Source organism: Streptomyces sp. 1114.5, assembly GCF_003635085.1.
Lineage (GTDB): Bacteria > Actinomycetota > Actinomycetes > Streptomycetales > Streptomycetaceae > Kitasatospora.
Genome location: NZ_RBXE01000001.1, coordinates 2,628,614 through 2,640,781, shown reverse-complemented (window position 1 = coordinate 2,640,781; position 12,168 = coordinate 2,628,614). Strand labels below are relative to the sequence as shown.

Genomic DNA, 12,168 nt, shown 5'->3' with positions numbered 1-12,168 from the left:
GACCGATGATCGTGGTGGACGCATCCGCGCTGGTACTGGCACTGGCCGACGAGGGTCCGCGCGGGGCCGCCGCCCGGGCCGAACTCGCCTCCGGCGGCGAGTGGTTGGCGCCCGAGCACATCCTGGTCGAGGTGATGCAGTCGCTGCGCGGCCTCTACCTGGCCAAGGAGCTGACCGCCGCACGGGTCGCCGAACTCACCGGCGAACTGGCCGCGGTGGCGATCCGCAAGGTCGAGGTCGCGCCGCTGCTCGGCCGGATCTGGGAGCTCAAGGACAACCTGACCCCGGACGACGCCGCGTACGTCGCGGTGGCCGAACTGCACGGGGTGCCGCTGGTCACCGCCGACCTGCGACTGATGCGGGCCAGCGGGCCGCGCTGCGAGATCCGGGGGATCCGGCGCGAGCCGGCCTGACGGCGAGGGCCGTTGCGGGCGGTGGCGGCTGTTGCGGGCGGTGGCGGCTGTTGCGGGCGGCGGCTGTTGCGGGCGAGTCTCCCGCGCGGGCCGGCGGTGTCCTTCACGGGCCGGCGCCGTTAGCAGGGTGACCGTCGCCCTGCCCCGGAAGGCCCGACCGATGTCCGCTCCGCTCGCCGCCGCCCTGCTGCCGCTGGCCCTGCTCGCCCCCGCCGCCACACCGGCCTCCGCTTCGCCGGCCTCCTCCTCGGCCCCCACGTCGGCGGTCTCCGTGCTGGAGGCCGCCTTCGACCCGGCCACCGCCTTCGTCCCGCCGACCGCCGTCAGCTACGCGGCCGACCTGGTGCCGTACGGCTCGCACGCCCGGGTCGTCACCGACCGCTCGGTGCCCGGGCGGACGGTGCTCACCCTGACGGCCTCCGGGCTCGCCGCCGACCACGAGTTCCCGGTCCACCTGCACACCGGAAGCTGCGGGGCCGACCCGGCCTCCTCGGGCCCGCACTACCAGAACGCGGTCGACCCGGTGCAGCCGTCCATCGACCCCGCGTACGCCAACGAGCACAACGAGCTGCGGCTGCTGCTGCGCACCGACGGCCGGGGCGGGGGCACCGCCACGACCGCGGTGGACTGGCAGCCCCGGCCCGGCGGGGCGCGCTCGCTGGTGCTGCACGCGGGCAGCCCGGCCGGCCCGCGCGCGGCGGGCGACCGGGTGGCCTGCGTCAAGCTGGAGCGCTGACCGGCGGGAGCTCAGGAACCCGGCAGGTCAGGAACCCGGCAGGTCAGGAGCCCGGCAGGTCAGGAACCCGGCAGGTCAGGAACCCGGCAGGTCAGGAACCCGGCAGGTCAGGAGCCCGGCGGCTCAGGAGCCCAGGGTGGCGACCAGGACCGCCTTGATGGTGTGCAGCCGGTTCTCGGCCTGGTCGAAGACGATGGAGTGCGGCGACTCGAACAGCTCGTCGGTGCACTCCAGTTCGGTCATTCCGGTCGCCTCGTACATCTGCCGCCCGACCACCGTGCCGAGGTCGTGGAAGGCCGGCAGGCAGTGCAGGAACTTCACGGCCGGGTTGCCGGTGGCGCGGACGGTGTCCATGGAGACCTGGTAGGGCTTGAGCAGCTCGATCCGCTCGGCCCAGACCTCCTTGGGCTCGCCCATCGAGACCCAGACGTCGGTGTAGAGGAAGTCGGCGCCGGCCACGCCCTCGTCGACGTCCTCGGTCAGGGTGATCCGGGCGCCGGTCGTCTCGGCCAGGGCCTGCGCCGACTTCTGCACGTCCTCGGTCGGCCAGAGGCCGCGCGGGGCGACGATCCGGATGTCCATGCCGAGCAGGGCGCCGGTGACCAGCAGCGAGTTGCCCATGTTGGAGCGGGCGTCGCCGAGGTAGGCGAGCGCGACCTCGGGGAGCGGCTTGACGGTGTGCTCGGTGATGGTGAGCACGTCCGCCAGCATCTGGGTGGGGTGCCACTCGTCGGTCAGGCCGTTCCAGACCGGGACTCCGGCGTGCTCGGCGAGCTCCTCGACGACCTCCTGGCCGTGGCCGCGGTACTCGATGCCGTCGAACATCCGGCCGAGCACTCTGGCGGTGTCCTTGATGGACTCCTTGTGGCCGATCTGCGAGGCCGCCGGGTCCAGGTAGGTGGTGGTGGCGCCCTGGTCGTGGGCGGCGACCTCGAAGGCGCAGCGGGTACGGGTGGAGGTCTTCTCGAAGATCAGCGCGATGTTCTTGCCGCGCAGCCGGGGCTGCTCGGTGCCCGCGTACTTCGCCGCCTTGAGCCCGGCGGCGAGGTCCACCAGGAAGCGGAACTCCTGGGGCGTGAAGTCGAGCTCCTTGAGGAAGTGCCTGTTCCGGAGGTTGAAGGCCATGCCGGGCTCCTGGGGTGACGGGACGAGGGGGGAAGGCTGGCAAGTGTATACGATGTGCCGAATTTCTATACAGAATAGGACGGGCGGAAGGGGAGCCCGGTAAGGACTCCCCTTCTCACCATCCACCGCTACAGCCGCGGGTCGACCGGCTCCGACTCCAGCGCCAGCACGGCGAACACCGGCTCGTGCACCCGCCACAGCGGCTCCCCGGCCGCCAGCCGGTCCAGCGCCTCCAGGCCCAGCGCGTACTCGCGCAGCGCCAGTGAGCGCTTGTGGCCCAACGCCCGCTGGCGCAGCCGGTCCAGGTGCTCGGTGTAGTCCGGGCCGTAGATGATCCGCAGGTACTCCCGGCCGCGGACCTTCACCCCGGGCTGAACCAGCCCGCCCGGCCGGCCCTCCCCGCGCGAGGTCCGCACCAGCGAGGCCAGCGGCTTGACCACCATGCCCTCGCCGCCCGCCCCGGTCAGCTCCTCCCACCAGGCGGTGGCGGCGGCCATCGAGGCCTCGTCCTCGGTGTCCACCAGGATCCGGCCGGTGCGCTGCAGCACGGGCTCCTTCGCCCCGCCCGCACCGTAGGCGCCGCCCGCCCTGTCGGCACCGTCGGCACCCCCGGCGGCCACCAGCTCCCCGGCGGCCACCAGCTCCTCGTCGGCCGCCGCCAGGCGGTCGATCCAGGCCAGGTGCTCGTCGTGCGGGCGCACCGCGAGGTTCGCCCCCTCGGCGGCCAGCAGCTGGAACGGCGCCAGCCGGATGCCGGACAGGCCCTCCGTCGGCCAGCAGTAACGCCGGTACGCCTCGGTGAACGCCCGGGCGTCGGTGGCGCGCTGCCGCTGGCGGTCGGTCAGGGCGGCCAGGTCCAGGCCGCGCCCGGCCGCCCGCTCCAGCGCGGACAGCACCTCCGGCAGGGCGGCACCCGCCGCCGCACCGACCGCCGCGTACTGGCGGCGCAGCAGCTCCACCGCCTTCAGCGACCACGGCATCAGCTCGGCGTCCAGCAGCAGCCAGCCGGTGCCCAGCTCCTCGAACAGCCCGGCGCGCTCGGCGGCCGCCCGCACCCGGCCCAGGACGGCGGCGGTCAGCTCGTCGTCGCCGAGGAAGGCGCGACCGGTACGGGTCCAGATCGCGCCCGGGCCGGCCACGCCGAAGCGGCGTTCCAGCTCGGCCCCGTCCCGGGCGACCAGCAGCACCGCGCGCGAGCCCATGTGCTTCTCCTCGCACACCAGGTGCCGCACTCCGTCCGCGCGGTAGGCGAGGAAGGCCTCCTCCGGGTGCTCCAGGTAGCCGTCCCGGCGGGAGGTCGCGCTCGGCGCCATGGTCGGCGGCAGATAGGCGAGCAGCCGCGGATCCAGCGCGAAGCGGCTCATCACCTCCAGCGCGGCCGCCGCGTTCTCCTCCCGGACGGCGACCCGCCCGTGCAGACCGGTCTCGACGATCCGGCGCCCGGCCACGTCGGCGAGGTCCAGCGGGCGGCCCTCACGGGCGCCCGGCGCGTCGGTGATCATCGGGCGCACCGGGGCGTACCACTCGCGCTCGGCCTCGACGCTCACCAGCTCCCGCTCCGGGTAGCGCAGCGCGGTCAGGCTGCCACCGAAGACGCAGCCGGTGTCCAGGCAGATGGTGTTGTTGACGAAGCTCGCGGTCGGCACCGGAGTGTGGCCGTAGACCACCAGCGCCCGGCCCCGGTACTCCTCGGCCCACGGGTAGCGCACCGGCAGGCCGTACTCGTCGGTCTCGCCGGTGGTCTCCCCGTACAGCGCGTGCGAGCGGACCCGGCCGGAGTTGCGGCCGTGGTACCGCTCCGGCAGGCCGGCGTGGCAGACCACCAGGGCGCCACCGTCCAGCAGGTAGTGGCTGACCAGGCCGCGCATGAACGCGCGCACCTCGGCCCTGAACTCCTCGCTCTCCCCCGCCAGCTGGTCCAGCGACTCCTGCAGACCGTGCGAGACGGTGACCTTCTTGCCGTCCATCGCCCGGCCGAGCTTGTTCTCGTGGTTGCCGGGCACGCAGATCGCGTGACCGGCCGCCACCATGCCCATCACCAGGCGCAGCACGCCCGGGGTGTCGGGGCCGCGGTCGACCAGGTCGCCGACGAAGACGGCGGTACGGCCCGCGGGGTGCTCGGCGTCCACCGGGCGGCCGTGGGCGTCCCGGGTGAGCGCGTAGCCGAGGCGGGTCAGCAGGGTCTCCAGCTCGGAGCGGCAACCGTGGATGTCACCCACGATGTCGAACGGGCCGGAGAGGTGGCGCAGGTCGTTGTAGCGCTTCTCCAGCTCGATCCCGGCCGACGCCACCTCGGCCTCGCCGCGCAGGATGTGCACCTTGCGGAAGCCCTCGCGCTCCAGGCCGCGCAGGGAACGTCGCAGCTCGCGGTTCTGGCGCGGGATGACGTGGGCCGGCAGCTGCCGGTCCGGGCGGGAGCGGTTGCGCTCGGCGCACACCCCCGGCGGGACGTCCAGGACGATCGCGATCGGCAGCACGTCGTGCTCGCGGGCGATCCGGACCAGCTGACGGCGGGCCTCGGGCTGGACGTTGGTGGCGTCCACGACGGTCAGCCGGCCGGCCGCCAGGCGCTTGCCGACGATGTAGTGCAGGAGGTCGAAGGCCTCGGCGGAGGCCGACTGGTCGTTCTCGTCGTCGGCGACCAGGCCGCGGCAGAAGTCGGAGGAGACGACCTGGGTGGGCAGGAAGTGGCGGCGGGCGAAGGTGGACTTGCCCGCGCCGCTGGTGCCGATCAGGACGACGAGGGAGACGTCGGTGACGGGGAGGCGGCGGGGGGTGGTGCTCGCGGTCGTCGCGGCGGCGCCGGTCGCGGCGGGTGCGGCGTCGGCTGCGGTCGCGGCGGTTGCTGCCGGGTCGGTTGCGGTCGGGTCGGCTGCTGTCGGGTCGGCTGCGGCGTCGGTCATCGGGATTCGCCTCCTTCGGGCGTCGTCGTCGGATCGGTGGCGGTCGGCTGGGCGACCGGGCTTTCGGTGGCGGTACGGAACAGGGCGAGCTGCGTCGGCGCGCCGACCTCCTCGTCCTCCGGGCCGACCGGGCGCAGCACCACGGTGTAGCCGTAGGCGGCCGCGACCTTCTCGGCCCAGGCCCGGAACTCGGCGCGGGACCACTCGAAGCGGTGGTCAGCGTGCCGGACCGCGCCCGCCGGAAGGCTCTCCCAGCGCACGTTGTACTCGGCGTTCGGCGTGGTGACCACGACGGCCCGCGGACGGGCGGCGCCGAACACGGCGTACTCCAGGGCGGGCAGCCGCGGCAGGTCCAGGTGCTCGATCACCTCGCACAGCACCGCCGCGTCGAAGCCCTTCAGCCGGGCGTCGGTGTACGTCAGCGCACCCTGCACCAGCGTCACCCGGGCCGCCTGCCGCTCCGGCAGCCGCTCCAGGCGCAGCTTGCGGTTCGCCGCCTGCAACGCCCGGACGGACACGTCCACGCCGAGGATCCCGGTGAACCGGGCGTCCTTGAGCAGCTCGCCGATCAGCTCGCCCTGCCCGCAGCCGAGGTCGGCGACCCGGGCGGCACCGGTCTCGCGCAGGGCCTCGACGATCGCGGTGCGGCGCTGCTCGGCGAGGGACGGCGGGCGGGGCTCCGCCTGCTCGCCGCTCTTCCGGCTGCTCGGCTGACCGCCGTCCTCCTGGCTGCCGTCCTCGCCGGTCTCGTCCCCAGGGCGGTCGTCGACCGCGTTGTCGATCTCCTCGACCTCACGGTCGTCCGCCTCCGCCAGCCGGGCCAGCTCCAGACGCTCCATCGCGGCCCGGGTCAGCGACCAGCGCCGGGCGAGGTAACGACGGGTGATCAGGGCCCGCTCCGGGTGGGCGGCCAGCCAGCCCTCGCCGGCGGCGAGCAGCTTGTCCACCTCGTCCGGGGCGACCCAGTAGTGCTTGGCACCGTCCAGCACCGGCAGCAGCACGTACAGCTGCTGGAGCGCGTCGGCGAGCCGGACGCTCTCGGAGGCGAGCGCGATCCGCACGTACCGGGAGTCGCCCCACTCCGGGAACGCCTCGTCCAGCGGGATCGCCGCCGCCTCGACCCGCCAGCCCAGCGGCTCGAACAACCGGGCCACCATCGCCGCGCCGCCGCCCTCGCCCGCGCCGTTCGCGGGCACGGCGGGCAGCTCGATCCGCAGCGGGCGGGCCTGCCCCGGCAGTTCGGGACGGGCCGGGCAGGCGCCCTTCATCGCGGACCGGAACACCGTCCGCAGCGCCACCGCGAGCAGCGAGGACGCGGCGTACGGGCGGTCGTTGACGTACTGGGCGAGCGCGAAGTCGGGCGAGCCGCCGCGCCCCCTGCCGTCGCCCCGGCCCTTGCGGACCAGCGCGATCGGGTCGACGTCCAGCAGCAGCGCCGCGGTGCAGACCTCGTCCCCCGCCTCGGGGTAGAAGACGTGGGCCTCACCGTGCGACGTCGTGAACCGCTGGACCTTGCCGGGGTGCTTGTGCAGCAGGAACCCGAGATCCGTGGCCGGATTCTCGGCGCTGCCTGTGGTGGAGATCGACATGAACACCCGCCGAAGTATTGACCAGGAACCGGCCCCTGAGCACCGGGTTTTCCCGTCCGGCGCCCCACCGGCCGGGGAAGCCGCCGGGCGTGTCCGCACGGTGGGCGTGTTCGGCAGCGGGGCCCCGCATTGGTTAACGTGCACGATGTGACTGCTGAATCCACCTCGCGCGAATCCACCTCCCCGGCGAACGGCGCCGTGGCCGCCGGTCTGGCCACCATCGCCGCCGACGGCACCGTCCTCGACACCTGGTACCCCGCCCCCGTGCTGGCCGCCGAGCCCGGCCCGGCCGGCACCGTCCGACTGACCGCCGAGCAGGCCGAGGCCGAGCTCGGCGCCGGCGCGGCCGAGGCGCTGCGCGCCGACGCGCGCCGCGGCGTCGAGGTGGTAGCCGTGCGCACCACCATCGCCTCGCTGGACGAGAAGCCGCTCGACACGCACGACGTGTACCTGCGCCTGCACCTGCTCAGCCACCGCCTGGTCAAGCCGCACGGCCAGAACCTGGACGGCATCTTCGGCCTGCTGGCCAATGTCGCCTGGACCAGCATCGGCCCCGTCCCGGTGGACAAGGTCGAGCAGGCCCGCCTCGCCGTGCGCGCCCAGGGCGGCCAGCTGGCCGTCTACGGGATCGACAAGTTCCCGCGGATGACCGACTACGTCGCCCCGACCGGCGTGCGCATCGCCCACGCCGACCGCGTCCGGCTCGGCGCGCACCTGGCCGCCGGCACCACCGTGATGCACGAGGGCTTCGTCAACTTCAACGCCGGCACGCTGGGCACCTCCATGGTCGAGGGCCGGATCAGCGCGGGCGTCGTCGTCGGCGACCACAGCGACATCGGCGGCGGCGCCTCGATCATGGGCACCCTGTCCGGTGGCGGCAAGCAGGTCGTCTCGGTCGGTGAGCGCTGCCTGCTCGGCGCCAACGCGGGCATCGGCATCTCGCTCGGCAGCGACTGCGTGGTCGAGGCCGGCCTCTACGTCACCGCCGGCACCCGGGTCACCACCCCGGACGGCACGGTGGCCAAGGCCGTCGAGCTGTCCGGCCAGGACAACCTGCTGTTCCGCCGCAACTCGCAGACCGGCGCGGTCGAGGTCATCGCCCGCTCCGGCTCCTGGGGCGGCCTGAACGCCGACCTGCACGCCCACAACTGACGTACGGTCACAGGCCGTTGGGCTCCGGGGCCCGGGACGCGCACGCGTCCCGGGCCTTCCCGTGCCGCAGTACCCGCCCGCCCGCCGCTCAAGGCTTGCGGTGACGCCCCGGCGCCTTCTTCGGCCGCTGCGCCCGGTTCGCGGGGCGCAACCGGCCGTCGCCGTCGATCCCGTGCAGGATCCGCTGCGCGGCGGCGTAGTCCTCGGCCACCGTCTCCGGCAGCCACTGGAAGCCGTCCCACCGCACGATCAGCCTGGGCTCACCCGGCGCCACATGGGCGCCCCGCGGCCGCCCGTCCGCGAGCGGTACGGCCCGCAACTGCCCCACCGGCCGCAGCCGTTGCTCCCGCCTGGCCGCCCACGACGCCAGCGGTTCCTCCTCGTCCATCGCCCCAGTCTGGCCGCCGGACGCCACCGACCGACACCCGCATCACTCGACCGGGGGACGGAGGATCCGGCCCCTCCGCCCGTCTTCCCGTCTCACGGCTCCCTCCTGTCGCACGGGCCCTCTCACACCTCATGAACCGCTCCCGTCCTCCAAGCCTCTCCTTCCTTCCGCCAAGCCCTCCTCCCGCACGAACTGCCCCTCCCTCACGCACTCCTGAGGATCACCAGCCGCTGCGTCGCCCGGGTCATCGCGACGTAGCGGTCGACGGCTCCCTCGATGCCGCCGCCGAAGGCCTCCGGATCGACCAGGACGACCAGGTCGAACTCAAGCCCCTTCGACAGCTCCGGGGTCAGCGATCGGACCCGCGGCCGGGCCCGGAAGTCCGGGGCGCCGATCACGCAGGCGACCCCCTCGGCGTGCTCGGCGAGCCAGCCGTCCAGGACCGCGTCCAGCTCGGCCACGGAACCGTGCCCGACGGGGATCCCGCTGCTGCGGACGGAGGTCGGCACGTTGGCGTCCGGCAGCGCCGCCCGGATGGCGGGCTCGGCCTCGGCCATGACCTCCTCGGGGGTGCGGTAGTTGATGCTCAGCGAGGCCACCGTGGCCCGGTCGAGCCCGATCCGCGCCAGCCGTTCCTGCCAGGACTCGGTGAACCCGTGCCGGGCCTGCGCACGGTCCCCGACGATGGTGAAGCTCCGGGACGGGCAGCGCAGCAGCAGCATCTGCCACTCCGCGTCGGTCAGCTCCTGGGCCTCGTCCACGACGACGTGCGCGAACGGGCCGGCCAGCGGCTCCGGATCGGCGACGGGCAGGGCGGTCTCGTCGACGAGGCTGTCCTGGAGGTCCTTCCCGCGCAGCATCGTCACCGCGCCCTCACCGTCGTCGTCGGCCTGCAGCAGGTCCCCGATGACGTCGGCCATCCGGGCGCGTTCGGCGGCGGCCGCGGCCTCGCGCCGGCGCTGCCGCAGGGCGGCCTCCGGATCGCCGAGCCGCTGCCGGGCCGCGTCCAGCAGCGGCAGGTCGGACACCGTCCAGGCCCGGGGCGCGTGCTCGCGCTGCAGCACGCGGACCTCCTCGGGGGCGAGCCAGGGCGCGCACATCCGCAGGTAGGCGGGCACCGACCAGAGGTCGCCGACCAGGTCGGCCGCTTCGAGCAGCGGCCACGCCCGGTTGAGCGTCTCCACCAGCTCCCGGTCCTGCCGCAGTGACCGGAGGAACAGCTCGGGCGACACCGACTCGTCGTCCTCGTCCAGCTTCTCCAGCAGGATCGTGGCCAGCTCCTCCCAGATCTGTTCACGTGCCTCGTTGTGCGGAGTGCCCGGGTCCGGCGCGTCGAACGCGTCGGCCCAGTCCTGGGCGCTCAGCCAGAGGTCGGCCCAGTGGGTCGTGACCGCCATCCCCTCGGTAGGCGGCTCCTCGTAGAACCGGACGGCCTTCTCGATCGCCTTCACCATGTCGACCGAGGACTTCAGCCGGGCCACCTCCGGGTCGGCCTCGACCCCCGCCTGTGCTCCCTCGGCGACGAGGTCCCGCACGGTGCAGGTCCGCACGCCCTCCTCGCCGAGGCTGGGCAGGACGTCGGCGACGTAGGCCAGGTACGGCTGGTGCGGTCCGACGAACAGCACGCCGCCCCGCCGGTGGCCGAGCCGCGGATCGGAGTAGAGCAGGTACGCGGAGCGGTGCAGCGCGACGACCGTCTTCCCGGTGCCGGGGCCGCCGTCGACCACCAGGGCGCCCCGGGATCCGGCCCGGATGATCGCGTCCTGGTCGGCCTGGATGGTGGCCAGCACGTCCCGCATCCGGGCCGACCGGTTGCTCCCCAGGCCGGCGATGAACGCGGACTGGTCGTCCAGCGCGGCATGCCCCTCCAACGCCTCGGCGGCGAACACCTCGTCCCAGTAGTCGCCGATCCGGCCGCCGGTCCAGCGGTACCTGCGGCGGCTCACCAGGCCCATCGGGTCGGCGTGGGTCGCCGCGAAGAACGGCTCGGCCGCGGGCGAGCGCCAGTCGACCAGCAGCCGGCGCCCCTCGCTGTCGGTGAGGCCGAGCCGCCCGATGTACACCGGCTCGGGGTCGTCCGCGCCGACGACGTGCCCGAGGCACAGGTCCAGACCGAAGCGACGCAGGGCGCGCAGGCGACCGGTCAGCTTGTGGACCTCGATGTCCCGGTCCATCGCCTCCCGGCCGGCACCGCCCGGTGCCCGGCGCAGGGCGTCGAGGCGGTCGGACAGCTCGGCGATCGTCTGCGCCAGGCTCGCCTCGACGGCCGCGAAGTGCCGCTCGTCGCGGCCGATCAGTGTCGGGTCGGCCTTGGCGGAGAGGCGGTCGGGAAGGTCGAACGCGCTGGTGGTGAGGGGGTTCATGGCATCAGCTCCGATCTGAGGCCTGTGATTGTGCGCCAGCGCAGGGGCCTTGCCGCAAGACCCCCCGTGCGCTATACGTTGAGAGTGGCAAGGGGTGGGTTCTCCCTCTTCCGCTTCCTCCTTCCGCCTTCGGCTTCCTCCTTCGGCTTCCTCCTTCGGCTTCTTCTATTCGCGCTCCTTTCGCGCCTAGCCCAGGCCGTGCCGCGGCGGCAACCCCGGCTCACCCGTGAGGCTTACGGCGCACCGGAGACGGACCGCATCGAGTGGTGCCCGGTGACGGCCGCCGGAGCGGTTCGTTGGGTGCTGCGGCGGGCTCTGGTGCCCCGGCCGGGCCGGACAGGTGCCGCCCCGCCGCGCGGCCGGGCCACCGTCGGCCGCTTCACACCGCACCACCGAGTCGAAGAGGTCCCGTCATGTCCGAACCATCTGCCACGCCGCAGCTCCCGAGCAGCCCGACGGGCTCGGCCGTCGGCACCTCGGCCGGACCCGTCACTCCCAAGAGCCTGCTGGAGCAGATGCAGGAGCTGCTCGCCTCGGTCACCGCGGACCTCGCCGAGCTGCGGTCCTCCGGCGCCCGGGACACCGGACCCGCCGCCTACCCGACCGCCACGGACACCTCCGAGGCCCCGGCCGCGCCGGGCACCAGGTAGCCAGGTGCCCGCTGCCGAACCGTCGGCCCGCCCCCGCCGGGCGGGCCGCCGTCGTCCGGCGGGCGATCCTCACCCGACAGTCCGGCTTCTCCCGTCGGACCGCCGTTGAGCGAACCACCGATCGCCTGACCGCCGTTCACCGGAGCCTCGTTCGCCGCCCCACCATCCGCCGCCCCACCATCCGGCGGTCCGAGCCGGACGACGAGTAACGGCGCACCGCAGCCCGCCCGTTCGGGCTCCGCCCCGCCCAGCGCCGCCGGTTCCGCGCCTTCGAGCCGACCCGCCGCCTCCCGCAGTCGCCCCGTCAGATCCTTGCACTCCGACACCGCGTCGACACCGTCGATGCACGTCCAGTAGAGGCTCTCGGTGTCCGCCCCGCAGGCCAGCACCACCAGCGTCTCGCCGACGTCCTGCAGCAGCCCGTCCAGCGCCCCCAGGGCCGGTTCCGCCTCCCCGAGGTCGGTGAGCCGCGCGGCCCGGCCGCCGCTCACCAGGGCGGCGCGGACGACGGAGCGGTCCAGGCAGAGCGCCGCGTGCGCCCCGGCCTCGGAGAGCTGCTGGCCCAGCCCGGTGAGCTCCTCGTCCTCCGACTCGGCCAGCCGGGCGCCGACCGCCTCCGTGAGCAGCGCGGCCTGCCGCGCCTCGGCCAGCACATCGGGTACGTGCCTGGCCTCGGCCAGGGCGTGCCTGGCCGTCTTGATCAGTCGCAGCGCCTCCATGGCCACCGCTCCTCTCGCTCGCCGTCACCGTCGACCCGGGCCGCCGGGGAAGCGGCCCTGTGGTCACGGCGAAAGCGTGCGAGGAAGAGCGCGAGCGTGCATCCGCCTTGTCAGAAGCTGTGGACAAGTC

10 protein-coding genes are annotated in these 12,168 nt (G+C 74.1%); 4 read left to right on the top strand and 6 right to left on the bottom strand.

The window, feature by feature from the left end; all coding sequences use genetic code 11:
- The first annotated feature begins 5 nt into the window (after positions 1-5).
- Both BX285_RS11605 and BX285_RS11600 read left to right on the top strand, forming a co-directional pair.
- A complete protein-coding gene (locus tag BX285_RS11605) occupies positions 6-413 on the top strand; it encodes a type II toxin-antitoxin system VapC family toxin (protein ID WP_097237895.1) in 408 nt (135 codons plus the stop codon).
- A 160-nt stretch (positions 414-573) separates the two neighbouring features.
- A complete protein-coding gene (locus BX285_RS11600; RefSeq protein ID WP_121175070.1) occupies positions 574-1,149 on the top strand; it encodes a superoxide dismutase family protein in 576 nt (191 codons plus the stop codon).
- A gap of 123 nt (positions 1,150-1,272) precedes the next feature.
- Here the strand turns inward: BX285_RS11600 and argF are convergent, their stop codons facing one another.
- The 3 genes from argF to BX285_RS11585 all read right to left on the bottom strand — a co-directional run bounded on the left by argF (position 1,273) and on the right by BX285_RS11585 (position 6,772).
- On the bottom strand, positions 1,273-2,274 hold the full coding sequence (gene argF, locus BX285_RS11595) for an ornithine carbamoyltransferase (protein WP_097237893.1): 1,002 nt from the start codon (positions 2,272-2,274) through the stop codon (positions 1,273-1,275).
- Between the two features lie 128 nt (positions 2,275-2,402).
- On the bottom strand, positions 2,403-5,177 hold the full coding sequence (locus tag BX285_RS11590) for a polynucleotide kinase-phosphatase (protein ID WP_121175069.1): 2,775 nt from the start codon (positions 5,175-5,177) through the stop codon (positions 2,403-2,405).
- The gene (locus BX285_RS11585; RefSeq protein ID WP_121175068.1) at positions 5,174-6,772 is read right to left on the bottom strand and encodes a 3' terminal RNA ribose 2'-O-methyltransferase Hen1; all 1,599 of its coding nucleotides are present in this window, start codon (positions 6,770-6,772) and stop codon (positions 5,174-5,176) included. Before BX285_RS11585 ends, BX285_RS11590 begins: the two co-directional genes overlap by 4 nt.
- Positions 6,773-6,913: 141 nt before the next feature.
- Here BX285_RS11585 and dapD point away from each other — a divergent pair, with 141 nt between their 5' ends.
- Positions 6,914-7,918: a 2,3,4,5-tetrahydropyridine-2,6-dicarboxylate N-succinyltransferase gene (gene dapD / locus BX285_RS11580; RefSeq protein WP_121175067.1), complete on the top strand. Its 1,005-nt coding sequence runs from the start codon at positions 6,914-6,916 to the stop codon at positions 7,916-7,918.
- Between the two features lie 88 nt (positions 7,919-8,006).
- Here the strand turns inward: dapD and BX285_RS11575 are convergent, their stop codons facing one another.
- The gene (locus BX285_RS11575) at positions 8,007-8,306 is read right to left on the bottom strand and encodes a DUF6087 family protein (protein WP_147465143.1); all 300 of its coding nucleotides are present in this window, start codon (positions 8,304-8,306) and stop codon (positions 8,007-8,009) included.
- 203 nt (positions 8,307-8,509) lie between these two features.
- Positions 8,510-10,669 carry an RNA polymerase recycling motor ATPase HelR gene (gene helR, locus BX285_RS11570; RefSeq protein ID WP_121175065.1) on the bottom strand — a complete coding sequence of 720 codons (2,160 nt, stop codon included), beginning with the start codon at positions 10,667-10,669 and terminating at the stop codon, positions 8,510-8,512.
- A 413-nt stretch (positions 10,670-11,082) separates the two neighbouring features.
- Between helR and BX285_RS11565 the strand changes: the two genes are divergently transcribed.
- Positions 11,083-11,319 carry a hypothetical protein gene (locus tag BX285_RS11565; RefSeq protein WP_121175064.1) on the top strand — a complete coding sequence of 79 codons (237 nt, stop codon included), beginning with the start codon at positions 11,083-11,085 and terminating at the stop codon, positions 11,317-11,319.
- Here the strand turns inward: BX285_RS11565 and BX285_RS39195 are convergent.
- Positions 11,265-12,038 (bottom strand): DUF6099 family protein, encoded by a 774-nt coding sequence (locus BX285_RS39195; protein ID WP_121175063.1) that lies wholly within the window; start codon positions 12,036-12,038, stop codon positions 11,265-11,267. The two genes, BX285_RS11565 and BX285_RS39195, sit on opposite strands and share 55 nt — an antisense overlap.
- Between the last annotated feature and the right edge of the window lie 130 nt (positions 12,039-12,168).